The organism is Treponema primitia ZAS-2, assembly GCF_000214375.1.
Classification (GTDB): domain Bacteria; phylum Spirochaetota; class Spirochaetia; order Treponematales; family Breznakiellaceae; genus Termitinema; species Termitinema primitia.
Map to the genome: position 1 here is coordinate 937,594 of NC_015578.1, position 24,947 is coordinate 962,540.

The window sequence follows — 24,947 nt, forward strand, 5'->3', positions numbered from 1 at the left end:
ATGTCAATGCAATGCTGCTTAGAGAATCGCTGCGGCGCCCTGGTTGATGAGATTCGCCTGGTATCCCGCGCCGAAACCATTGTCAATGTTTACCACCGAGATCCCCGGTGCGCAGGAGGTGATCATGCCCAGGAGCGCCGAGAGGCCCCCGAAAGAGGCGCCGTAGCCTACGCTGGTGGGGACCGCGATAACCGGCACGGAAATCTGCCCTGCCAGCACACCAGCTAGTGCTCCCTCCATACCCGCCACAGCCACCACTACCCGGGCCTTGCGTATATCAGGGAGACGGCGAAACAGGCGGTGTATCCCCGCAATGCCCACATCGTTGATCAGTTCTACTTTGCTGCCCAGGAATTCTGCGGACAGGGCGGCCTCTTTGGCGATGGGGAGGTCCGAGGTCCCTGCGGCTACCACCGCAATCAGGCCTTGCAAGTCGGTCTTGGGGCGGACCCTGCCCACCATGAGGATCCGGGAAATGGCGTCGTATTCGGTTTCGGGGAAACGGCTGAGTACCCGGTCCGCCAGGGCTTGGTCCGCCTTAGTACCCAGTACCGGGATGCCCTGCTCGCGCATCTTTACTATGATGGCCTCTGCCTGGTCCGTAGTTTTTCCTGAACAGAACACTACCTCGGGGTAACCGGTCCGCTTGTCCCGGTAGGTATCAATGACCGCGAAGCCCAGGGAGTCTTCGGTCCCGGAACTTTCAGGGTCTTTATTTTCCGGCAAATCCATCTTTGATGATCCTCTCAGCTTCTTCCAGTGATATATTCCGTTCCCGGGCCAGAGCGGCACGGTCTTCAAATTCTACCTTTGAGCGCAGCTTTTCTGCGCCGTAAAAAACTGTTTTTCGCCGGGCGTTTCCCAGGTCCGGGCCAAGCTGGTCCTCTTCCCGGCGGAGGGAAAGCCGTCTGACCGGGGTTTCCCGGAACCCGATGGTGGTGGATTTACGGAACAGGGTTTCCCTGAGAGGGTTGAGCTTTTCCGGGCCGGTCAAAACCGAAACAATGGTCCCGGGCCGGGACTTTTTCATCACGCAGGGGGTGAAGGTTACATCCAGTGCACCGGCAGCAAAGAGGCTCTCCATGAGGAAGCCCAGGGCTTCGCCGCTCATGTCGTCGATGTTAGCCTCCATGAGGGTCAGTTCCTCGGTTTTCCAGGGCGCCGCCTCCGCATTTTGCAACGCAGTAATGGTGTTTTTGCCGGGATCCTCTTCCCTCAGGGAAATTCTGAGCAGGTTGGGCCGTTCCATTTTTCGGGTACCGATGCCGTAGCCGGTTTTGATTTCCCGGAAACTCCGGACATCCGTAAATTCATCCACCATGGAAGCCAGGATTGCCGCCCCGGTGGGGGTGGTCATTTCCTTATTGAAGCCCCCGGTTTTGACGGGCATTCCCCGGGTAAGGATCACCGTGGCCGGGGCGGGTACCGGCAAAATCCCGTGGGCGCAGCGTACCGTGCCGCCCCCCAGTTCGACTTCCCCGCAGGTAACCCGGTCCGGCTTGATCAGGTCCAGGCATATTGCCGCGCCTACAATATCTATTATCGAATCCAGGGCGCCAACTTCGTGGAAGCTTACTTCTTCCACTGAGCGCCCATGTACCTGGGCTTCCGCTTCGGCAATACGGGTAAAAATGTCCAGGGCCCGCTTCTTTGCCCCTTCGCTCAGTGCGGAGCCCTGAATGATGGCCCGGATATCCTTCCAGGTCCTGCCGTGGCTGTGCTGGCCGCCCCCCCCATGGGTATGTTCCTGTGTAGGGTGAGGTACGTTAGTATGTGTATCGTCATGGGTATGCGAATGCGCGTCATTGTGAGTATGGTGATGGGTACCGTCATGTGTATGGGACTGTGCATCGCCATGTGTATGGGGTTGTGCACCGTCATGTGTATGGGAAGGTGCATCATCTTGGACAAGGGGCGTTTCATCCCCAAGATCAACCACCGCATGGGTTCCGGAGATGCCTCCCCGCTGGTCCCGTTCAAAACGGAGTTCCCAGCCCTCAATGCCGAGCTTGCCCAGCTCTGTACGGAGCGCTTCTGGGTCGACCCCCAGGTCCATAAAGGCCCCCAGGGTCATATCCCCGGAAATACCGGCTGAACAGTCAAAATGAAGGGTTTTCAAGGGTACTCCTTATGCCTGTACCTGGGCTATGGCCCGGTTCAGGTTTCCCATGACATAGCCCTCCAATTCTAGGGAAACATAGAGAAAACCGTAAGATTTAAGGTCCCGGGAAATGCTGTCCAGGAGTTTTTCGTCAAAGAAACGGCGCCGTTCCTCCGGAGCCACCTCGATCCGGGCAGTATCCCCGTGGGACCGTACCCGAAACTGGCGGAATCCTGCTTCTTGCAGGCGTACTTCAGCCTTTTCTACCCGCGAAAGCTTGTCCCGGTCTATCCGCTCGCCGTAGGGGATCCGGGAGGCCAGACAGGCAAAGGCGGGCTTATCCCAGGTGGGCAGATCAAAACGCTTGGACAGGTCCCGGATTTCCTGCTTTCTGAGCCCCGCTTCCCGCAGGGGGCTGAAAATCTGAAGCTCCGACAGGGCCTTAAGCCCCGGCCGGTAATCCCCCAGATCATCCAGATTTGATCCGTCAAGAACCGTGTTGATCCCCCGCTTTTTCGCTTCCTGGAGGATATTGCCGAATTCTATCTTCTTGCAATAGTAGCAGCGCTCCTTAGGGTTCGCCGCCACCTCCTCATCGATCTCAGATTCTTCTATTAGTATATGTTCAATCCCGACCTTTCCGGCCACCAATGTCGCCCCGTCGATTTCGCTCTTAGGAAGCATAGGGGATACCACAGTGATAGCGATTGCCCGCTTTCCCAGGGCTGCGGTTGCTGCGTGGCAGAGGAAGGAACTGTCCACCCCGCCTGAAAAGGCCACCGCCACGGCGCCTTTTGCGGCGATCATGGATAGGAGATCCGCGTATTTTTCATCCAGGGTTTTTTGAGATTCGGCCATAGTAATGCTCATGTATTGGTAATAGCATTTTTATGGGATACCGTCAATGAAAACTGTCCGTGTATAGCAATTCAGTTTATGATAGCTGTGTGGGGTAGTGACCGGGCGGGGTGGGGATTTCCCCCCTCCCCCTAACCTGTAGAATCCGCCTCCGTCAGCCCGCTACGCGGTCTGCTACGGCGGGGAATTCCAGAAAGAACCCACTTGCGTGGGGGAGGGGGGAGAGGGGAAATCCCCACCCCGCCCTGCCTTTATCCTCATATAGGTACCTAAAAGCGGTTGCTATGCACAATCGCATGGAATGCCTGTTTTTCCAATGTTGACTTAAGGCGCCGTGGTTGGAGGGATTGTCCGCCTGTCGCCTTTAGCCCAAGAGGTTGTTAAACACAATGGACAGAAGGCCTGTTTTCTCAATATTGACCCAAGGCTCCGGGAGGGGCGGGGATACCTCTGGGGGCGTCTATGGAATTCCCCGCCGTAGCAGACCCGCGTAGCGGGGCTGACGGAGGCGGACTCAACATGTTAGCCCCCGGAGGTATCCCCGCCCCTCCCGGAGAATAGAGCCACCTATTGGTTAAACAGGTTTCTTAATAGTCGCCGCATACACCGAATTCAGTAACCCCAAAAAAGCCGAAATGGTAAAAAGCACCTCGATACCCGTAACTTTCCAGATCCAGCCCCCCATAAGGGCGATAAAGATGCTGATCACGTGGTTTACGGATATCCCCGTGGAAAGGGTGGCGGTGACTTCCTCCTGGCTGGAAGCGATATCCTGCACATAGACATTGGTTGCCATGCTGGCCAGGGAGATGATGGCGTCCAACACGTAGTTTGCGCAGACCACCATAAAGGCGATATCCCGGGGGAAGATCCGGTGGGCAAAACCGTAGAAGAAACAAACCACCACCAGGATCAGGGTGTCGCTGACCATGATGATTTTATACCCTACCTTATCGATAAGTTTTCCGATCAGGGGGTTAAAGACGATGCCGAAGGCGGCGCTTACCGCCATGAGCAGGGAGATTACCGAGGCATCGGCGCCGTACTGGAGGATCAGCACATAGGGGGCAAAGGTGAGGAAGACCTGCTTCCGGGCGCCATAAAAGACCTCCAGCATATAGAACTTGGAGAATTTTTTGGCAAAGTAGAAACGCCGGCGCTGTACCTTTTCGGTGGATTCTTCCATGGGCAGCACAACCACCAGGGCGGCGGCCATAATGGCAAAGGATAGGGCAAAGACTACCCTGAAAAAGAGGCTATCGTTCCGGCTGTACCCCAGCTTGGCGAAGATGAAAAACAGGGCCGATACCAGGATGAACCCGGTGATCCTGCCTGCCTGATCCATGGCGCCGGTCACCCCCAGGGCCCTGCCCCCGGTTTCTTTTTTTGCCAGGTGCATTGATACGGTGCTCCGCAGGGGCAGGACAATGTGCTCCCCCATGCTGAAGAGGACCATGACAATTATCACCTGGACCTTTCCGGTTCCCACCAGGAGGAAGCTCCCCAGCCCGACAGTCAGGAATATAACCCCGATCTTGAACACCCGGTTTTCCGAAAGCCGGTACATCAGGGCAAAGATCAGTACCACCAAAAGCCCGGGGATTTCCCGGAAAAATTCCACCACCCCCCGTTCAAAGCTGGTAATGTGGACCAGTTCCGCCAGGTAATTATCCTGTATACCCCGGTACAAGCCATAGGCAATACCATATAACAGGATAACCGAAAGAAACCGGGTGTATTTAACCCCGGGACGATAAATATCTTTGAAGGATAGTTTCATTATTTTGAACCTTTTGTTGCAATTTTTTCTGCCTGGCCCATCTTTTCTTTGAGTATTTCTACGGCCTTCTCCACCATCTTCCCCAGGGGCATTGGATCAAAGCCTGCCAGGGTAAAATGATCCTGCTGGATGGGGATCAGTATCCGTTCCCCCGGAGCGGCGAGCACCGCCTGGGCCATGGCGGGGCTTATCTCCCCCATGAGGCTGTTTGCCAGCACTATCCCGATAGGGCCCAGGATGAACTCCCCCATGCCCACGGAAACCTTCACCGCATTTTCTCCGGTGGCCCCCCGGTGCGCCCCGGCCTTTACCATCCGTTCCGTGGCGGTGGAATTGGTTCCCAGGGCTACGATATCCCACTGCCCGGGCCAGTCCCGGTCAATGAGCTCCCGTATCTTACCGATGAGCTGCACCCCGATGCCGCCTCCCATGCCGTCTACAATGACAATGATGCGCTTCATGCTATTTTTGCGTTCCATAGACACCGTAATGGACCCGCCGGGGATCAAAACGGTCCGCCCCGTCCGCCTTTTTGGCGGGATACCCCAGGGGGATCACCGAAAAGGGCAGCACCGTAGGCGGAAACTTGAAACGATCCGCAAAGGCGCGGACCCGGTCCTTGTCCGGGTACCAGCCCAGCCATACCCCGCCCAGCCCTTCTTCGACAATTTGGAGGAGTATGTTCTCCGTAACCGCCGAAAGGTCCTGGACCCACCAGGTATCCTCGGGGTTTTCAACGCCCCCCAGGTCCAGGTTGACGCAAACCCCGATGATCGCAGCGGCGGAGGCGGCCATCTTGGCGTAGGGGCTCATCCCGGCAATAGCCTGCCGATCCGCTTCCCCGGTAATGACGATAAACTCCCAGGGCCGCCGGTTATGGGCCGAGGGGGCCTCCATTCCAGCTCTGAGTATACGCTCTATCTTGTCATCTTCCACCGGCTTAGGAAGAAAACTCCGTACCGACCGGCGCTGAAAAATTGAGGACATGGTTACCCCCTTGTGGTTATACTATTTAAGCATAAAGAAGGGAATTTCTCTAGTCCCGCCTTTCGTTTACTTGACAGTTTTTATCCTTTCAGCTACCCTTTCCCAATGAACCGGATTTTCGCGGCCCTGGGCCATCACCACCATCATGGATACTCTTTGCCCCCGGAATCCGGCGGCTTCGCAAGGTAGCTTGCGGAGACGTTTTAAGCGGTATTTTGACCGTGGATTCTCCGGAGTCCACGGTTTTTTTTTGGAGAAACGAATGGAAAAACTGAGGATACTGATCCCTAAGGGACGGATTTTTGACAATGTGGCGCGGCTCTTTTCCGAGGCGGGGTTTCCCATATCCCTGGCGGACCGGACTTACCGGCCGATTATCGGCGCGGACTGGCTGGATGCCAAGATCATGAAGCCCCAGAATGTGGGTGAACTGCTGGAACTGGGGAGCCATGATGCGGGGTTTACGGGCATCGACTGGATCAGGGAAAGCGGCGCCGATGTGGTGGAGCTGTTGGACCTGGGTATGGACAAGGTCCGCATTGTGGCGGCGGCGCCTGCCGGCATGGATGAGGGGGCGCTCAGAGCAAAGAAGCTGGTGGCGGCCACGGAATACGTGAACCTTGCCGGGGAATGGCTCAAACAGCAGGGCTACCAATACCGCATACTCCGTACCTATGGCGCTACCGAGGTTTTTCCCCCCGACGATGCGGACATGATCATCGACAATACTTCCTCGGGGCAAACCCTGAAGGATAACGGCCTGCGTATCGTTGCGGTGATCCTGGAATCCTCCACCCGCTTTGTGGCGTCCAGGGCGGCCATGGCTGACCCGGAGAAACGGCGGCGTATTGAGGAACTGGCCATGCTCTTTAAGGCGGTCCTGGACGGCCGGGACCGGGTGATGCTGGAAATGAACATCCCCAAGGACCGGTTTGCAGAAATTGTAGCCGGGCTTCCGGCCATGAAAAGCCCCACGGTTGCGCCCCTTTATGGGGACGAGGGCTATGCGGTGAAGATCGCGGTGAAGAAGCACGAGGTCCCGGATCTCATCCCCCGTTTAAAGAAACTCGGCGCAGGGGATATTGTGGAGTACGATTTGCGGAAGGTGGTTCCTTGATAATGAGGAATTAGGAAGTAGTAATTAGGGGGCGGATATGGCGAGGATTGCTGAGATAACGAGGAAAACTAACGAGACGGATATTACCATAAAGTTGAACCTGGACGGGACCGGGGGGGCGCGGCTGAATTATCCTATAGGGTTTATGGGTCATATGCTCAATACTTTTGCGCGGCACGGGCTTTTTGATCTGGAGGTCCGGGCTACGGGGGACCTGGAGGTGGATCAGCATCATCTGGTGGAGGACACAGGGATAGTGTTGGGCCAATGCTTCGCAAAAGCCCTGGGGGAGAAACGGGGGATACGGCGTGTGGGGAGCTGCCTCTACCCCATGGATGAAACCTTGGCCCGGGCTGCGGTGGATATTTCCGGGCGGCCCTTCCTGGTTTTTGATGCCCAGCTTTCCGGCATCCCCTTGGTGTCCGCGCCCTTGGGAGGCGGGGAGGGGACCGCCACCTTTCAGACTGATACTGTAGAAGATTTCTGGCAGGGATTCAGCATTGCTGCGGGTTTCACCCTGCACCTGGATATACTTCGGGGCAGAAGCGATCACCACAAGATAGAAGCGCTGTTCAAAGCGGCAGCCCGGGCTTTCCGGGAGGCTGTGGAAATTGATCCCCGTTCAGCGGACAGTATTCCGTCCACAAAAGGGGTGCTGGTATGACCGGGAGGGCAGTATGATTGGGGTGATTGATTACGGCGCAGGAAACCTGGGTTCGGTGATGAATGCCCTGAAGCGGATGGGCTGCGAGGCCGAATTTGTCCGGGGCCCCGAGGAGCTGTCCGGCGGGTCCGGGGCTAAAGCGCCTTACGAAAAGGTGCTCTTCCCCGGGGACGGCCACTTTGCTACCGCCATGGCTTCCCTGAAAAAATCCGGTTATGCTGCGGCGCTCCAGGAATGGATTCAGGCGGACAAGCCTTTCCTGGGCATCTGTATCGGCCTTCAGCTCCTGTTCGATAGTTCTGAGGAAGCGCCGCCTGTGGACGGCAAACCTGTGCGCGGCCTGGGCGTAATCCCCGGCACCGTAAAACGCTTCCCGGGCCGCAAGGTCCCCCAAATCGGCTGGAACCAGACCCAGGCCAGGCCCGCATCAAAACTGTTTCGGGGCTTGCCGGAAAATTCATTTTTTTACTATATACATTCGTATTATGTGGACCCGGTGGATGAATCGGCAGCCGCCGCCTGGGCCGAATACTACCTGCGCTACTGCTCTGTGGTGGAGCGGGGTGCTTTGGCAGCGGTTCAGTTTCACCCGGAAAAGTCCGGGGCTCTGGGGCTGCAGGTTTTGGAGAACTGGGCGCGGTAGAAGAACTGTGCCGAAGAGGAGGACGATATGCAAGCCAAGCGAATAATTCCCTGCCTGGACGTGGACGACGGCCGGGTGGTAAAGGGCGTCAAGTTCAAGGGCATACAGGACGCCGGGGACCCGGTGGAACTGGCCCGGCGTTACAACGATGATGGCGCCGACGAGCTGACCTTTCTGGACATCGGCGCTTCCTATAAAAGCCGGGCTACCCTGCTGGATGTTGTTCGCCAGGTAGCAGCAGAAGTGTTCATCCCCCTCTGCGTAGGCGGCGGTATACGGACCGTAGAAGATATGCGGGAAGCCATGAACGCCGGGGCCGATAAGGTTTCTGTTTGCACATCGGCTTTGCAGAACCCCGCCCTGCTCACCGAAATGGCCCGGGCTTATGGAAGTCAATGCGTGGTGCTGTCTATCGACGCCAAGCGGGTAGAGCATTCCGGAAGTGAAAAACCGAAATGGAATGCCTATTCCCACGGCGGGCGGGAGGACACGGGCATTGATGCGGTGGAGTGGGCCATAAAGGCAGTGGAGCTGGGGGCGGGGGAAATACTCCTCAATTCCATTGACGCGGATGGCACAGGGGCGGGCTATAATTTGGAACTGACCCGGGCCATCCTGGCGGCGGTTCCGGTTCCGGTGATAGCCTCAGGGGGCGCGGGTACCTTGGACCAGATAGCCAATGTGCTTCTGCCTCCGGGGGAGCAGGGTGGCGATCAATGGGGTAATGCCGACGCTGCCCTGGTAGCATCACTGTTACACTTTGGAAAAACTACGATACCGGAGATCAAGAAATACGCAGAATCAAAAGGAGTGTGTGTCAGATGGTAATCGCTTCAATAGATGTGCAAGACGGCAGGGTTGTTCAGCTTAAGCAGGGGGCGGAGCTGGTTTTGCACAGGGATAATGCGGCGGAACTGGCTGAAGAATTTGACCGCTATGGGGAAGTGGCGGTTATCGATTTGGACGCCGCCATGGGAAAGGGTAGTAACCTTGAAATGATAAAACTCCTGCTTCGCAAAGCGGAATGCCGGGTGGGCGGGGGAATCAGAAATACTGAGCAGGCAAAGGAACTGGTGAGCCTGGGGGCCCGGAAGATTATCCTTGGGTCATCGGTATTCAGAAACCCTGACAAGAAGGGCGCGGGAATAGCCGGGGGCGAATTTGCCGTTAACGTTCCTTTTTTGGAGGCCATGGTTAAAAAAATTGGAAAGGAACGGATCATCGTCGCCGTGGACGCCAAAAGCTTTGCCGAAAGGGGCGGTGAGAAAAACTACGGGATAGTGGTGGATGGCTGGAAGACCCCAACCGGCCTTGACCTTATCGAAACGGCAAAGACGGTGGAGCCCTATGCCTCGGAACTCCTCTTTACCTGTGTTGACCGGGAAGGCACCATGACCGGCATCGACCTGGAACCGGTAAAAAAACTACGCGAGGCGGTTTCCTGCGGCATCACCGCCGCCGGAGGGGTCTCTACCCTGGAAGAAATAGAATCACTGGCTGCCCTGGATTGCGATGTCCAGCTCGGTATGGCCCTGTACACCGGTAAGATCAGCCTAGCGGATGCCTTCACCGCTTCACTTAACTGGAAGAAAGGTACTCCGGCTTTGCCCGTGATCGCCCAGTCTCCGGACGGCCAGGTTCTGATGACCGGCTTTGCGGACAAAGAGGCGGTGGCGGAAACTTTTAAGCGGGGCAATCTCTGTTTCCACAGCCGCAGCCGGGACAAACTCTGGATGAAGGGCGAAAGTTCTGGGAACACACTAAGCCTGCGCCGCCTCAGGGCTGACTGTGACAGGGATGCTATTCTGGCGATAGTGGAGCCTGCCGGGCCGGTCTGCCATACCGGGGATTGGTCCTGTTTCGGGACTAACCGCCGCTATACCTGGGAATACCTCCAGTCGGTCATTGCTGAACGGTTCCGCAACCCCACTCCCGGCTCCTATACGGCGACCCTGGACGACGAACTGGTCCGGGAAAAGGTGATGGAAGAGGCCGAAGAGGTCTGTACTGCCAAGACCCACGATGAAATTGTCTGGGAATCGGCGGACCTGCTCTACTTCACCACCGCCCTTATCACCCGCTCCGGGGTAAACGTAGGGGAAGTGCTGGATGAATTGGACCGGAGGCACAAAAAGTGAGCTCATACTGGAATCAACGCACACAAAAACTGTCCCCATATATACCCGGCGAACAGCCCCGGGACGGGGAATTTATCAAACTCAATACCAACGAGAATCCCTACCCGCCATCGCCTAAGGTTATTGAGGCGATTAAGGCTGCTGCTGCGGACACCATGCGGCTTTACCCGGACCCGGTTTGCGGGGAACTGCGAGAGGCTATTGCAGGCCGCTACGGGGTTACGCCGGAACAGGTCTTTGTAGGGAACGGGTCAGATGAGGTTTTGGCCTTTGCCTTTGGCGCGTTTTTTGACCAGGATATACTATTTCCGGATATCACCTACAGTTTTTATCCGGTTTATGCTGGTTTGTGGGATATCAGTTTCCGCAGCATTCCTGTTAGCGATGATTTTTCTATCAATTACAAAGATTACCTGATTCCTAACGGTGGGATTATCTTTCCAAACCCCAATGCGCCTACCGGCAGGTCCCTGCCCCTGGAGGATATATTTGCCATTGCCAGTTACCAGGAAAAACTGGGTAAGGTACTGATAGTTGACGAAGCTTATGCAGCTTTTGCCGCCGGGAGAGTGTCTGCGGTTTCCTCAGGCGGACGGCACAACCTGCTCACGGTGCATACCCTTTCTAAGGCGTTTTCCCTGGCGGGGCTCCGGGTGGGATTTGCCATCGGCAGTGAGGAACTTATTGAAGGGCTTAACCGGGTAAAGGACAGTTTTAATTCCTATACCCTGGACAGGCTGGCCCAGGCCGGCGCTGCTGCCGCTATCAGGGACTCAGACTATTATGAGGGGATAACAGCAAAAGTAATTGCCACCCGAGAACGTGTTGTCGCCACTCTGATAGCTCAGGGTTTCACCGTAATTCCCTCGGAGGCAAACTTTCTCTTTATCCAGGCCCCGGGCAAACCGGGCCCCGAATTTTTAGTCGCCCTCCGTGAGCGGGGGATTTTGGTGCGTCATTTCAACAAACCCCGGATCGCAGATTACCTGCGGGTAAGCATCGGTACCGATGAGGAAATGGATGCGTTCCTTGCGGCTTGCGGGGAAATCGGGAAATAATGGGGAGTGAGGAATCAGGGGTGACAAATGAGGAGCGAAGGGTGAGAATATTAGTGAGCGCCGATTTTGACAGCTACTGGGAGGGGCTTTCTGTTCCCGTTACTGATGAAGGGGTGTCCGCTGCGGTTAGGGAAGTTATCGCCGGGGTGCGGAAAGACGGTGATGCGGCGGTGCGCAGTTATGCTGCCCGATTTGACCGGAGTTCCCCGGAAACTCTGGAAGTGCCCATGTCCGCCCTTAAGGCTGCCTGGGAAAATCTCAGGGCCGAGGAGCCGGAATTGGCGGCGGCACTGGAACTGGCAGCGGGACATATAAGACGTTTTGCGGAAAAGCAGAAAGCTCAGTTCGGGGACTTTGAGTATGAAATGAGCCCCGGGCTTTTTACAGGCCAGCGGGTTATCCCGGTTCAGCGGGCTGCCATCTATGTGCCCTCGGGGCGCTTTCCCCTGATCTCCACGGTCCTCATGGGGGCCATCCCCGCAGTCGTAGCCGGAGTCCCGGAAGTTATGGCAGTATCGGCGCCCCTGGAAGACGGCCTCCCGGATCGGCGCATCCTGGCCGCCGCATACATCGCCGGACTTCATCGGGTCTTCGCTATCGGCGGCGCCCAGGCCATAGCGGCCCTGGCCCTGGGTACCAAAACTGTTCCTCGCGTAGACATCATCGCCGGTCCGGGCAACAAGTATGTGGCCGCCGCCAAGCGCCTCCTCTTCGGCGAAGTGGGCATAGACTTTGTGGCAGGCCCCACTGACGTGCTTATCATCGCTGACGATACCGCCGATGTCCCGCGAACCGGCGTCTCCGGCGCAAGCAGTGCCATTGCTGTTACCGATGCTGCGGATCTTGCCGCCGCAGATATGCTGGCCCAGGCGGAACACGATCCTGATGCCCGCGCCCGGGTTTTGGTCCCCAACAGGGATTTTGCTGACCGGGTCGCCGTTGCTTTGGAAAAGCGCCTGGCGGTTTTGCCCACTGCGGAAACTGCCCGGGCATCCTTGGACGCCGGGGGGCTCATCATCGTTTATGAAACAAAAGACGAGGCCTTGCGCATTGCCAATACCATTGCTCCTGAGCACCTGGAACTCCAGGTTGCCAATCCGGAAAGCTGGGTACCTGCACTGAAAAACTACGGCAGCCTCTTCATCGGGGATATGGCAGCGGAGGTGTTGGGGGATTATTCCGCAGGGATCAACCACACACTTCCCACCTCCGGGAGCGCCCGCTTTTCAGGCGGCCTTTCGGTGCGGCATTTCCTCAAAACCGTCACCACCCTTCGTTGTGAAAAAGGTTCCGGCTTTGAGGAAGCTCGCTTGGCTGCGGAATGCATAGCTCAGGCGGAGGGCCTGATCGCCCACCGGGAAAGCGCCGCAGCCAGGAGTAAGCCATTGACCCCTGGTTCTATCGAAAACCACCGCAGCCGGGAAGGGGGCGCCCTGGTGTACCCAGTCTATTCCCGCCGATCCCGGGGCCTGTCTGTGGGAATCAACCTCTTCCCTGATGAAAAAATCTGTACTTTTGACTGCCCCTACTGCGAGGTTTTTCCGTTTAAGACAGACATTAGTTTTTCTGTCCCCCTGATGGAGCAGACTTTGCGGGAGGTTCTTTCTCAGGCCCATTCCCAATCAATAGAAGTGAAGGATATTTGTTTTTCCGGCAATGGGGAGCCTACGATCTCTCCCCATTTTCCCGCTGCTCTGGAAGCGGCGCTCCGCATTCGGGATGAACTTGTTCCCTGGGCTGCCCTGGTGGTGATCACCAACGCCACAGGATTACTGAACGATCGGATCTTTGAATTATTGCGTTCTGCCGCTGCCGGAAAGGCCGCTCTCAGGATCTGGCTGAAACTGGACGCAGGGACCGAAGCCTGGTACTCCCGGATGGACCAATCTTCAGTCCCCTTCGACAGTCTCCGCGCCCGGATACGGGAGTTCGCCGCCCTGGCCCCCTTTACCGTGCAGACCATGATCTGCGCCATAGACGGCGCCCCGCCATCGGCTGAGGAGGCCACAGCCTGGGAGCGCCTGGTTCTGGACCTTGCCGGGGGCGGTAAGATCCGCTCGGTGCAGATTTACGGCAAAGCCCGCCCAAGCCCTGGCGACCCCCAGGCTTCCCAACTGCCGCTATCCTTCCTTGAAGAACGGGCCGCGTCCCTCAGAACCGCCCTGGGCGGGTCCGGAAGGGACGCCATACCGGTGGAGGTTTTTCCCTGATAATGCCCAAACCTAAGCCTGTAAAGACCAATGCCCAGCGGCTCCTTGACGCCGCGGGAATCCAATACACCATTGCGGAATACCAGGTGGATGAAGGGGACCTTTCCGGGGTCCATGCGGCGGAACTCTTGGGCATACCCGCGGAGCGGGTCTTTAAGACCCTGGTCTTACAGGGGGCAAGCGGCGCTTATATTGTGTGCTGCATCCCCGTGGCGGAGGAATTGGACCTGAAAAAGCTGGCCCGTCTGGCGGGTGAAAAAAAAGCCGACCTTATCCCCCAGGGAGAACTCCTTTCCATTACCGGGTACATCCGGGGCGGCTGCTCTCCCATAGGCATGAAAAAGCAATTCCCAACTTATATTGATGAAACTGCGGAACTTTTTGAAACCATCGCGGTCAGCGCCGGGGCTCGGGGCTGCCAACTCATCCTGGCCCCGGGGGATCTTATCCGCTATAGTGCCGGAAGCTTAGCGGATTTAAGCTTCCGGCCCGGACCTGGATGATATCCCCCTGCCTGTAAGGGGGATTCCCCATTCGGACAGAGTTTAGTATTTTGTCATGTATCGATTCCGATTTTCCACAAAAAGTTGTAACATTTTTTCCCCATACTTCACCGGTGAAAAATGCGCCTTTATTTAATTCATTATATTACAATGAATTACATCTTGATAAAAAAAATCATAAAAATCCCTAAAAGCTTAAAAAAAAGGATAAAATCTTGACATAACAAAATACTTAAGGCTATACTGTAAACAAACGATAAAGGGACCACAGGTGATCGTAGATTACCTTCTCTTATCATATATAGGAGGATTTGACTAATTATGAAGAAAACGTTAGTTGTTTTATTGATCCTTGCGGTCGCAGGGAGTCTTTTTGCTCAGGAATTAAAATTGAGCGGGGATGTAAGTACCGGCTTCGAGTCAAGCTGGACTGAATATTCCAGTAGCAAAGCCTTGGAAGGCACAAATAAGAAGAAGGTCACCGATGAAAACGCAAGATTTTATAGCTATGCCGCCGACAATGACAGCGCCGCGTTGCGGGCTCGGCTCACCGGGGTTTATACCAATGGAAATGTCAGTGCCTATTTCCGCCTGAGGACCAAAGAAGCTGCTGGCTCTGAGACCACCCCTGAGCTGGCATATTTCTATGCTAAGGCAAAGGCCTTTAATATCCTTGAGCTTTCCGCCGGTAATATCAACAATACTGCCTGGAACACCGGAGGCGAAAATGACGCCGATGTAGGTGAAGGCGTTGGCGTCCTGGCACAGCTTATCCCTATTAGCGGCCTTAACGTTGGTGCTGGTATTTATATGCCTAAAGCAGCTTACAGAGATCAGCTTGCCTATTCCAACTTTACCTACGGTATCGCTTATACGGCGCCGAAGCTTGTTAAGGTAGCCCTCAGCGGCCGTACCGCAGGGCAGGAATTTGATCGGCTTGATGCAGGTGTATCAGTTTTAGCTATCAATAACCTTGGGTTTATCGTGGAAGCCTTAAGTCATAACATTAATGCGGAGACCCCTGCTTGGCAGATTGACCAAGTGATTTCTTATAATATCGGTAAGCTTGATTTTGGTATTACGGTGTGTGAATTCCTCGGTAACTATGCTGACCCCGACATAGATTATTTCACACCCCTTGGTTTCGACGAACCCTATGTTAATACTTTGTATGATGGCCTCGCTGATGATGGGGATTATAAATTAGGGTATAAATTCAACCCCTGGGTCTCCTATAATCTTGGTATAGTTGTTCCCAAGCTTTCAGTGGTCCTTGGCGGCGGTGGCATCAATAAGGAAACTGGCCGTGTTCCCGGGGATGTGAACTTCTTTACCTATAGCATAAACCCCAGTGTGCTCCTCCAGGTAGCTCCTACTGCTTCTGTTGAGTTTGGTTTTGATTATACCAATGCAAACTATGAATACGCTTGGAAATCCATTGGAACAACCACTATTGAGCATCCCGATGTTACGGTTGGTAAGACCTCCTTTACTGTAGACTTCCGGTATACCTTCTAATCCTTGTAATACCTGAATAAAAAAACCGGCCCATGTGGGCCGGTTTTTTTTCCTCTTACCTGGTAGCTAATCTCATCCAAACAAAGCTTTTATCGCAGATTTTAAATCCCCCACTGCATTCAGCCCCCCGGTTTCCCCGCTTTCCTGACGGTCTATGGGGCCCAGGAACTGTTCGAAGCCCAGGCTTCGGGCCGTTTTGATCCGCCCCGGGAGGCGCCTGACCGGACGTATCTCGCCGGCCAGAGACAATTCCCCGGCTATGGCAGCGTCTGAGGGGAGGGGAAGCCCGGTTCGGGCGGAGTAGAGGGCCATGGCCAGGGCCAGTTCTACCCCGACCTCGGCGATCCGAATGCCCCCGGCCACATTGACGTACAGGTCGTGGTCCGAAAGCCGCAGATTCAGGTGCTTTTCCAGGGTGGCTGCCACCCTGGAGACCCGGGCAGAGTCGATGCGGTCGGAAAACACCCGGCTCATGGCGCCCTTGGCGGGTACTGCCAGGGCCTGAATCTCCACCAGCAGGGTCCGGGAACCCTCCAGTACCGCAGCGGTGACCGTACCCGGGGGCAGTCCCCCCTCACGCTGTACCAGGAAGAGCAGGGAGGGGTCCGCCACCGGGGAAAGCCCCCGTTCACCCATGACAAAAATGCCGATTTCGTCCACCGAGCCGAAGCGGTTCTTGGTCGCCCTGAGAAAGCGGCTGTCCCCTTCATTTGAGGCGGCCCCTTCAAAATACAATACCGTGTCTACCATGTGTTCCAGAGTTTTGGGCCCTGAGATCAGCCCTTCCTTGGTCACATGGGCCACCAGAAACAGGGCGGCGTCATGCTCTTTGACCCAGGAGATGAGTTCCCAGGAACAGTACTTCATCTGGTTTACCGTGCCCGGTGCGGGGCCAGCTTCGTCGCTGTGCAGGGTCTGGGCGGAATCCACCATGATGATCACCGGTTTAACCGCCTCCAGGATGGTTTCGATTTCCGAAAGCCTCCCGGTGCAGCAGATTTCGATATTGTCCCCTTTTAAACCCAGGCGGTCCGCCCGCATACGCACCTGCCCGGCGGATTCTTCCCCGGAAACATAGAGGACTCGGCCCCGGGTTTCAGCAGATGCCGCAGCCTGGAGCAGCAGTGTAGACTTCCCAATCCCCGGTTCGCCCCCCACCAGGATGGCGGATCGTTTCATAATGCCCCCGCCCAGGACTCGGTCCAGTTCTCCGATACCACTGCCGATACGGGTCCCCTCCTGGGGATCCACCGACGACAGGGGGTAAGACTGGGGCGGCGCCGAGCGTCCCGGAGAACGGCTTCCCCCCTGGCCTGAGCTTACGGGTGTTTCAATAAGGGTATTCCACTCCCCGCATTCAGGACAGCGGCCCAGCCACTTGGGTTCCTCGTGGCCGCAGCCGGTACATTTGAAGATGAAGGCTTTCTGCTTTTTCATAGCTGGGTTAGTATAGCAAGAAATTCCCAGTTTAACCAATAGCGGCTCTTCTCTCCAGGAGGGGCGTGGGCGATCCTAGGGGCTAACATGTTGAGTCCGCCTCCGTCAGCCCGCTATGCGGTCTGCTACGGCGGGGAATTCCATAGACGCCCCCAGGATCACCCCCGCCCCTCCTGGAGACATGGGTCAACATTGAAGGAAAAGGTATTCCGTACCATTGGGTATAGCCATCATTTGAAAGAATATTTTACAGTTATCCGCAGTAAAATTGTGCTATACAAACGGTAGGGGGTGCCGTAGACCACGGCTACACATAACGGTATGCAATACATGGGGGCTTTGGTTCAACATTGGGGAAACAGGTATTCCGTAGGTTGGGTGCAGCCTACCGATTTAAGGCATCCCTTATAGTTACCTACAGCAATGTTTTTTAAGGTAGGTGTATGGGAATAGAGGCAGGGGCGGGAGGGCAATACCTCCGCCCCCCGTCTCTGGAATTCCTCCCCGGAGCAGACCCGCAGGGGCTGACGGAGGGGAATTCTACAGGTTAGGGGGGTGGGGGTATTGCCCTCCCGCCCCGGTCACTAACCCAATACAGTCATCATAAACAGAATAGCTGTGAGAGAACGAGCTATTGACCCGCCGATACGCTCAGAGTATACCTGCTATCTTCCAGGGGGTCCTTATCAAGTGGGGTGATCCTGAGATAGTAAGTTCCCGGGCTGAGGGTGACCTTAAGATAAGCATCCCAGAACCCTCCTGAATCGTCGTCTTCGGTGATCTTCACCCCATCGGCATCCATCAGTTCAAGAAAGGTGTCCAGATAATTGTCCGCAGCGGTGGTGTGGATTTCGTAGGTTCCCTGGCGGGTAATTTGCAGCCGGACCCAATCCTCGTCAAAGGCATCAAGGAAGTTTCGCTCTTGGGAGGTGCCGATCTGTATATCCTTGGCCCGTGCCATGGTATCGTCGTTTTCATATTGATCGGCCTTAACCGGGTCCCGGAATTCGCAATGGAGGGAGTACCGGCCCAGGGCGCCCTGGTAGGTGCTGACCATGATGTAGACCGTTCCCGGCGCCAGAATATCAACAACAATTTTGGCATTTCCCTGGTCTCCGGAATCATCATCCTGGGCTATACGATCTTCCCAGTCATCGTAGACTGAAAGAAGGGTGTCCATGGTTCCTTCGGTGTAAATTGTAAGACGGCCCCTGCCGGGAATCGGGAGGCTGTACCAGTCGATGTCCTCGGGATAGGTGAAATAACCCGTTATGGCGGACCCCATGGTAATCGGCGTTGCTTCGTCCTTGGTGTTGTTCGGTTCCGTGGTATCTATCAGCAGGGTTTCCACCACATACCGGAAGCGGTAGGGGCCGGAGGCATTTTCCGTGGCTCCAGCCAGCCTGACCCCGGCTACCTTGATGGTATAGCTGATCCCGGGTTCGACAAAATATTCGATCCTAGCATTCTGATTATTCCCAACATCGTCATTTTCTTTTAGTAAGGTATCACCCCTGTAGAGTTCCATAACCGTATCGGTATTCCCGTCGGTTTCCGCTACCAGGAGCCCCTCAAAAGTGGGGGTAAGGCTAAACCAGTCTTCATCATTTGTATGGAGGGTCCTTTCGAGCCACCTAAGGGGCTCGACTGGGACGGGCTTGTGTTTGCTGTCCGGTTCATAAAGATCCGGCGCTATCTCATTTTCTTCCCCAAGCTCGCTCCCGGGCTCTACCTGGGGAGTTCCTGCACAGTTCTGTAATAATAGCAAAAACAGTAAAGCAGTATATAATCCCATCCTTTTGAGCATGGTTTTCTCCATTTTTATCAAGGGCAAATTTCAGGACGGAATAAGGCGTCACTGTCGGATCTGTTCTTACAGATTATCGGCGAATTTTACTATATTATTGATAATTGCATGGTTTAACCGGGCTATTCTTCTTCGGCAATAACCGTAACCGGGGTGCTGTCCGCCCCGCCGATGAAAAAGGGCAGGGCAAATACCCGTTTTAAGGCGTTTTTATCCACAAGCCCCAGGTTTACGTCCTCAATGGGGCAAATAAAATGGCCCTTCTCACCCAGTAGTATGCGGTGGGCTTCATTGCCCGCCTCCTGATCCCGGTAGGAGGCGATGGAAACAAAATCTATGGCCAAGGCTTTGAGGCTCTCAAAGGCTGTTACCAGGTATTCGGCGCAGTCTGGGGTGATACAGGGCCCCTCGGCCCCATAGCGAGCCGGGTCCCTGTCCCGGTATTTTGAAAAGCCGGTCCGTAGCATCAAGAGGTCTGCCCGGGCCAGGGCATTTTCATGGGGGCGCAGGTCGGCGGCCCCGATTTTTTCATGTTCCGACTTGGGTATGTCCAGGAGCAGGGGTCGCTCATAGATGAAGTAATCCAGGGGAAGATCGGCAATCTTTGCCCCGCCGCTTATATAGTGGTTGGGCCCGTCAATATGGGTGCCGCTGTGGTTGTGAAAGTGAACCATGCAGGTGTTTGCCGCGTTTCCTTTGGCAAGGCTGGAGAATTCTTCCAGGGCCAGGGCCGGGTTCCCGGGCCAGCCGGGGGAGTCGCCGCTGAGAGTATATGAAAGCAGTTTAAACATATTAAACCAGCAAGCGGTTCAGCCGCTTTACAAAATCCGCAGGGTCCTTGATCTTGACCCCTTCCACTAACAGGGCCTGATCCAGAAGTACCCCGGACACATCGGCGATGCGCCCTTCGTCCTCGGTATCTTTCAGGGCGACTACGATGGGGTGGTCGCCGTTTACTTCCAGGATGGGCTTAATCTCCGGCATCTCGGCCTGGCCCATGGCCTTGAGCATCTGGGCCATCTGCATGGTGGGGTCGTTTTCGTCCGCTACGATACAGGAGGGGGAATCGTGGAGACGGCGGGAAAGTTTTACGTCCTTTACCCGGTCCCCCAGGGCCTTCTTGATCTTTTCGATCACCGGCTTGATTTCCTTTTCAGCGGCCTTGTCCTTCTTTTCGCCCAGCTCCTCGTCCGCCCCGGCCCGGTTCACCGCCTTGATATCCCAGTCCTTGTACTTGCCCACCGAAGGGATGACGATGTCGTCGATCTCGTCGTCCATGATCAGGACTTCGATCTCCTTGGCCCGGTATGCTTCCAGCAGCGGGGATGCCTTGAGGGTTTTTTCGTCCCCCCCGGTAATATAGTAGATGTTCTTTTGGTCCGCCTTCATCCGGGAGGCGTAGTCTGCCAGGCTGGTCCAGCCTTCGGTGGTGGTGCTCTTGTAACGGACCAGTTCCAGGATCGCCTCGCGGTTGGCGTAGTCCTGGTAGAGCCCTTCCTTCAGGGGTCGGTTGAATTGGGAAATAAAGGTTTCCCACTTTTCTTTATTGTTATCCGAAAGGGTTTTGAATTCACCTAGTAGTTTTTTTACCGAACCGTTTTTAATGTTCAGGAGCACTTTGTTCTGCTGGAGTATCTCCCGGCTTACGTTCAGGGGGAGGTCCTCGGAATCGATAACACCCCGGACAAAGCGCAGCCAGGTGGGCATGAGCTCCTTGTCGTCGTCGGTGATAAAGACCCGCTTTACATAGAGCTTGACCCCGGGTTTGTAGTCTGCATTGTACATATCAAAGGGGGCTTTTTGGGGAATGTAGAACAGGGTGGAGTATTCCAGGGTCCCTTCAGCTTTTGTGTGAACATAGAACAGGGGTTCCTCGGTGTCGTGGCCCAGGGTTTTGTAAAATTCGTTGTAGTCCTCTTCCTTGAGCTCCGACTTGGACCGCCGCCAGATGGCGGTTCCGGAATTGATCCGGTCGGTCTTGGTTTTGGAGCCCTTTTCTTTGCCCTTGTCATCGTATTCTTTTTCGTCGTAGGTCAGGTAAATGGGGAAGGCCACATGGTTGGAGTAGCGCTTGATGATGTCCTCAATGGACCAGCGGTTGGCGTACTCGGCCCCTTCCTCGGTGAGGTGGAGGATAACTGTGCTGCCCTGGGTATCCCGCTGGCTGGGCTCGATATCGTAGCCCTCTTTCCCGTCACTGGTCCACTTCCAGGCCTTGTCCTCCCCGGCCTTGCGGCTGATAACCTCGATTTTATCCGCCACCATAAAGGCTGAGTAGAAGCCCACCCCGAACTGGCCGATAAGGTTGGAGTCCTTCTTGGCGTCCCCGGCCAGCTTTTCCAGGAAACTGCTGGTTCCCGACCGGGCTATGGTGCCCAGGGAATCCGCCAGATCCGCCTCGTTCATACCGATACCATTATCCGCGATGGTCAGGGTCGAACCGGTCTTGGGGGAGCTTGCGGCCGGCGAAGCTGGGTCCGAGGGGTCGGAGTTCACTTTATTGAAGGAAATGTCGATCCGGGGGTCAAAGCTGATGGATTTGTAGGCATCATCAGCCACGGTAAGGTATTTGAGCTTGTCCAGGGCGTCGGAAGCGTTGGAAACAATTTCCCGGAGAAAAATTTCCCGGTTGGAATAGAGGGAATGGATGATCAGATGCAAAAGCTTGCTGACTTCGGTCTGAAACTGGTGCTGTGCCATAGGGAGACTCCTGTTTGTGATAGATATTTGAAAATGGTACTATTTTAGGGAATATACGTTCCTGATCATAAAATACTACAATCAGCCCGGTGGGGGCAAGAGAAAAATATGCGGTCCATATTGAGAAGGGAAGGCGGCTACTTGGGCTCAATATATAAATATATATCGATAGAAAAATATCAAATATATGCGAATTATATTTTTACTATTAATATACTAATGTGCTGCACATACTCTATTGCTTTCTATAATATTATAGGAATATACTGAATAAAATGGTACATGAACAGAACCAAAAATTAAAAACCGCTCGCAAAATGGTTCCCCTCTATATTGCTGCGGTGATAGTTTTCTGGACCTTCAGTGTAGGGGTTTCCCTGTGGCTTAATATAAGCCGTACCTACGAACACGCCCGGGGCGCCGCCTTGATCCAGGCGCGGACGGCCTTTGAAAAGGACATCATGTACCGCCGCTGGGTTTCCGCCCTGGGCGGCGTCTATGGCAAGATCGGCGATGCCCTCCCCCCCAATCCCTATCTGTCCACGGATCCTACCAGGGATATACACGGGCCGAATAATGTCCCCATGACCAAGATAAACCCTGCCTATATGACCCGGCTGGTGCATGAAATGGGGGAGCTGGCATCGGGGGTTAAAGGGCATATTACCAGTAATAACCCCATACGGCTGGGTAATGAACCGGACCCCTGGGAAAAAGAAGCCCTCTATGAGCTTGAAAACACGGGAAAAACTGAAGTAATCGCCGTACAGGAGCAGGATGGCAAGGAATATCTTCGTTTTATCGGGCCCCTGGTCACTGAAGAATCCTGCCTTTCCTGCCATGCCTTTCAGGGGTATAAGGCAGGGGAACAGCGCGGGGGGATCAGCGTAGCTGTACCTATGACCCCCTTTATACAGTCCGCCAACTCCACCGTAAGTTTTCTGTGCATTTCCCATGGAGCCCTCTGGTTTTTCGGCCTGGCGATTCTGCTTTTGTTAAATAAGCGGATTGTTATGCACATAGTGGCCCAGGATGAGGCGGAAGATCAGCTGCGCTCCCTGGCATCGGAGCTTGAAGACCGGGTAGAGGAGCGCACCAAGGAATTGCAGGTGAGCCAGCAGGCTGCGGAGCGGGCCAACATGGCTAAAAGCGAATTCCTTTCCAACATGAGCCACGAAATCCGTACCCCCATGAACGCCATCATCGGCATGACTACCATAGGAGGGCGGGCAGCTAATACTGAACGGAAAGACTATGCCTTTGGAAAAATACAGGATGCTTCCCAACACCTGCTGGGGGTTATTAACGAAATATTGGATATGTCAAAAATTGAAGCGAACAAACTGGAGCTATCCTTTTTGGAATTCAATTTTGAAAAGATGCTGCAAAAAGTTGTCAATGTTATTAACTTTAAGGTAGAAGAAAAGCATCAGATTTTTTCGATACACATTGATAAAGCCATTCCTCCCGTACTAATAGGGGACGATCAACGGCTGGCCCAGGTCATTACCAACCTATTGGGCAATTCGGTAAAATTTACCCCCGAAGGGGGCGCCATTTCCCTGACCACCAAATTGATCGCCGGAGATGAAAGCCAGGGGGATGATGCTGAATACACGGTACAGATTGAAGTGCAGGACAGCGGCATTGGCATCAGCCCGGCACAGCAGGATAAACTTTTCACCTCCTTCCAACAGGCGGACAGCGGTACCTCCCGGAAATTCGGCGGTACCGGCTTGGGCCTGGCCATCTCAAAACGTATCGTCGAAATGATGGGCGGCCGTATCTGGATAGAGTCGGAACTGGGCAAGGGTTCCACCTTTATCTTTACTGTTAAAGCCCGCCGGGGCAAGAGTGAATACAAATCTTCCCTGGCTCCGGGAAGGAATTGGGGCAATATACGGGTACTGGCGGTGGATGATGCGCCTGAAATCCGGGAGTATTTTGCGGAAATTGCCCAGCGCTTTGGATTTGCCTGCGATGTTGCCCCGGATGCCGAAGAAGCCCTCACCCTGATCCAAAAAAACGGCGTGTACGATATCTACTTTGTAGACTGGCAGATGCCCGGTATAAACGGTATAGAGCTTTCCCGGAAGATCAAGGAACATCAGGATTCTAAATCCGTAGTAATAATGATTTCTTCCACCGAATGGGACCTTATCCAGGATGAAGCTAAAAAAGCAGGGGTAGATAAATTTTTACCCAAGCCCCTGTTCCCTTCACCCATTGCAGATCTCATCACCGAATGCTTGGGCCAGGGGGCAGCTCCCAGCGGGGAAACAGGGACGGAGGAAGCTGTTTCGTACAAAGGTCGCCGTATCCTTTTGGCGGAAGATGTGGATATTAACCAGGAAATTGTGCGTACCCTGCTTGAACCCACGGAACTGGAAATTGTCTGCGCCGGGAATGGGAAAGAAGCGCTGCGCATATTCAGTGAGGATCCCCTTGGTTTTAACATGATTTTTATGGATGTGCAGATGCCGGAAATGGACGGCTTTGAAGCAACCCGCAGTATCCGTGCCCTTGAAAATGCTCCCAATGCCAAAACCATCCCCATAGTTGCCATGACCGCAAATGTATTCCGGGAAGATGTGGAACGCTGCCTTGCTTCGGGCATGAATGACCACGTAGGGAAACCCTTCGATTTTGAAGAGATTCTTGAAAAACTGCGAAAATACATTCCACCGGCTGCCCATAAAAAAGAATCCTGAAAATGGTAAAGAAGATCTTTGCCATCCTCAGATCCCTTAAACTTACTGCGGTATTAATTGGATATTTTATCATAACAAGTGCGGTTTCGACTTTTATACCCCAGAAAAACTCCTTGGAAGGCCCCCAGCCACGGTTTTTCAGTTCCCCGGCTTTTCTAATTCCTGTGGTTTTGTTTTTTATCAACCTGCTTTCCTGCACGGTTTTCCGTTTCCGCCGGGAGTTGAAAAAAAGTAAACCAAATTTCGGCCCGGACCTGCTCCACGGAGGGCTGCTCCTTTTTATCATCGCCGCCTTTTTAAGCGGTTTTAACCGTATTGACGGATCAATTACCCTGTCCAAAGGCCAACAGGCTATTCTGCCCAACGGCAGCATCATCTTTCTTGATGGGCTTGAATATGTGCAGGACGAAAACGGCAGACCCCAAGCCTGGAAAAGCTATCTTTCGGTGATTCAGGATCGTGAAGTGGCCATTGAATCCTATCCGCTTGAGGTAAATCATCCCCTCAAGGTTGGGGGATTCTCACTGTACCAGTATTCCTACGGTGTTAATAGCGAAGGGGAATATACGGTTCTCCGGGCGGTGTGGGACCCCGGCTATGCCATGGTGGTGATTGCATTGTTTATATGCGCCGCCGGTATCTGCATTACCCTGTTTGTTAAAATGAAGAATTTTCACCAAGGCCGGCAAAGGCCAAATTTTCAAGGAGAATAAAA

Annotated in this window: 21 protein-coding genes; 11 read left to right on the plus strand and 10 right to left on the minus strand. The window is 54.6% G+C overall.

Features of this window, described 5'->3' with window-relative positions; all coding sequences use genetic code 11:
• Positions 1–18: 18 nt before the first annotated feature.
• The 6 genes from larB to TREPR_RS04235 form a co-directional block, all read right to left on the minus strand.
• Entirely contained in the window at positions 19–732 is a 714-nt protein-coding gene (larB, locus tag TREPR_RS04210) for a nickel pincer cofactor biosynthesis protein LarB (protein WP_015707049.1), read from the minus strand.
• Complete coding sequence (larC, locus tag TREPR_RS04215; RefSeq protein ID WP_015707050.1) at positions 713–2,119, minus strand: nickel pincer cofactor biosynthesis protein LarC; 1,407 nt, start codon at positions 2,117–2,119, stop codon at positions 713–715. The genes larB and larC overlap by 20 nt, the downstream gene beginning before the upstream one ends.
• Before the next feature lie 9 nt (positions 2,120–2,128).
• Positions 2,129–2,959: an ATP-dependent sacrificial sulfur transferase LarE gene (gene larE, locus TREPR_RS04220; RefSeq protein ID WP_015707051.1), complete on the minus strand. Its 831-nt coding sequence runs from the start codon at positions 2,957–2,959 to the stop codon at positions 2,129–2,131.
• A gap of 574 nt (positions 2,960–3,533) precedes the next feature.
• Positions 3,534–4,739 (minus strand): MFS transporter, encoded by a 1,206-nt coding sequence (locus TREPR_RS04225; RefSeq protein ID WP_015707052.1) that lies wholly within the window; start codon positions 4,737–4,739, stop codon positions 3,534–3,536.
• The gene (locus tag TREPR_RS04230) at positions 4,739–5,218 is read right to left on the minus strand and encodes a DUF3842 family protein (protein WP_148257230.1); all 480 of its coding nucleotides are present in this window, start codon (positions 5,216–5,218) and stop codon (positions 4,739–4,741) included. Before TREPR_RS04230 ends, TREPR_RS04225 begins: the two co-directional genes overlap by 1 nt.
• Complete coding sequence (locus TREPR_RS04235) at positions 5,202–5,726, minus strand: nitroreductase family protein (protein ID WP_015707054.1); 525 nt, start codon at positions 5,724–5,726, stop codon at positions 5,202–5,204. Before TREPR_RS04235 ends, TREPR_RS04230 begins: the two co-directional genes overlap by 17 nt.
• Positions 5,727–5,988: 262 nt before the next feature.
• Between TREPR_RS04235 and hisG the strand changes: the two genes are divergently transcribed.
• The 9 genes from hisG to TREPR_RS04280 all read left to right on the plus strand — a co-directional run bounded on the left by hisG (position 5,989) and on the right by TREPR_RS04280 (position 15,577).
• A complete protein-coding gene (gene hisG, locus TREPR_RS04240) occupies positions 5,989–6,843 on the plus strand; it encodes an ATP phosphoribosyltransferase (RefSeq protein WP_015707056.1) in 855 nt (284 codons plus the stop codon).
• Between the two features lie 37 nt (positions 6,844–6,880).
• The gene (gene hisB, locus TREPR_RS04245) at positions 6,881–7,507 is read left to right on the plus strand and encodes an imidazoleglycerol-phosphate dehydratase HisB (protein WP_015707057.1); all 627 of its coding nucleotides are present in this window, start codon (positions 6,881–6,883) and stop codon (positions 7,505–7,507) included.
• Positions 7,508–7,520: 13 nt separating this feature from the next.
• Complete coding sequence (hisH, locus tag TREPR_RS04250) at positions 7,521–8,150, plus strand: imidazole glycerol phosphate synthase subunit HisH (protein WP_015707058.1); 630 nt, start codon at positions 7,521–7,523, stop codon at positions 8,148–8,150.
• A gap of 27 nt (positions 8,151–8,177) precedes the next feature.
• Positions 8,178–8,978 (plus strand): imidazole glycerol phosphate synthase subunit HisF, encoded by an 801-nt coding sequence (gene hisF, locus TREPR_RS04255; RefSeq protein ID WP_015707059.1) that lies wholly within the window; start codon positions 8,178–8,180, stop codon positions 8,976–8,978.
• Positions 8,972–10,288 (plus strand): phosphoribosyl-ATP diphosphatase, encoded by a 1,317-nt coding sequence (gene hisE / locus TREPR_RS04260; RefSeq protein ID WP_015707060.1) that lies wholly within the window; start codon positions 8,972–8,974, stop codon positions 10,286–10,288. The genes hisF and hisE overlap by 7 nt, the downstream gene beginning before the upstream one ends.
• A complete protein-coding gene (gene hisC, locus TREPR_RS04265; protein ID WP_015707061.1) occupies positions 10,285–11,346 on the plus strand; it encodes a histidinol-phosphate transaminase in 1,062 nt (353 codons plus the stop codon). The genes hisE and hisC overlap by 4 nt, the downstream gene beginning before the upstream one ends.
• A 41-nt stretch (positions 11,347–11,387) precedes the next feature.
• On the plus strand, positions 11,388–13,556 hold the full coding sequence (gene hisD / locus TREPR_RS18120; RefSeq protein ID WP_015707062.1) for a histidinol dehydrogenase: 2,169 nt from the start codon (positions 11,388–11,390) through the stop codon (positions 13,554–13,556).
• A 2-nt stretch (positions 13,557–13,558) separates the two neighbouring features.
• Positions 13,559–14,059 (plus strand): Cys-tRNA(Pro) deacylase, encoded by a 501-nt coding sequence (ybaK, locus tag TREPR_RS04275; protein WP_015707063.1) that lies wholly within the window; start codon positions 13,559–13,561, stop codon positions 14,057–14,059.
• 321 nt (positions 14,060–14,380) lie between these two features.
• Complete coding sequence (locus tag TREPR_RS04280) at positions 14,381–15,577, plus strand: hypothetical protein (protein ID WP_015707064.1); 1,197 nt, start codon at positions 14,381–14,383, stop codon at positions 15,575–15,577.
• 72 nt (positions 15,578–15,649) lie between these two features.
• Here TREPR_RS04280 and radA read toward each other — a convergent pair whose 3' ends face one another.
• The 4 genes from radA to htpG form a co-directional block, all read right to left on the minus strand.
• Positions 15,650–17,014 carry a DNA repair protein RadA gene (gene radA / locus TREPR_RS04285; protein WP_041611011.1) on the minus strand — a complete coding sequence of 455 codons (1,365 nt, stop codon included), beginning with the start codon at positions 17,012–17,014 and terminating at the stop codon, positions 15,650–15,652.
• Between the two features lie 631 nt (positions 17,015–17,645).
• Positions 17,646–18,821 (minus strand): pre-peptidase C-terminal domain-containing protein, encoded by a 1,176-nt coding sequence (locus TREPR_RS04290; RefSeq protein WP_015707067.1) that lies wholly within the window; start codon positions 18,819–18,821, stop codon positions 17,646–17,648.
• 122 nt (positions 18,822–18,943) lie between these two features.
• Positions 18,944–19,612, minus strand: coding sequence for a cyclase family protein (locus tag TREPR_RS04295; protein WP_015707068.1), 669 nt, complete (start codon positions 19,610–19,612; stop codon positions 18,944–18,946).
• Position 19,613: 1 nt separating this feature from the next.
• Positions 19,614–21,521: a molecular chaperone HtpG gene (gene htpG, locus TREPR_RS04300; RefSeq protein WP_015707069.1), complete on the minus strand. Its 1,908-nt coding sequence runs from the start codon at positions 21,519–21,521 to the stop codon at positions 19,614–19,616.
• Between the two features lie 275 nt (positions 21,522–21,796).
• On the opposite strand from htpG, the gene TREPR_RS04305 reads away from it, so the two are divergent.
• Positions 21,797–24,232, plus strand: coding sequence for a response regulator (locus TREPR_RS04305; RefSeq protein ID WP_015707071.1), 2,436 nt, complete (start codon positions 21,797–21,799; stop codon positions 24,230–24,232).
• A 2-nt stretch (positions 24,233–24,234) separates the two neighbouring features.
• Entirely contained in the window at positions 24,235–24,945 is a 711-nt protein-coding gene (locus TREPR_RS04310; protein ID WP_015707072.1) for a cytochrome c biogenesis ResB family protein, read from the plus strand.
• The last annotated feature ends 2 nt before the right edge of the window (positions 24,946–24,947 follow it).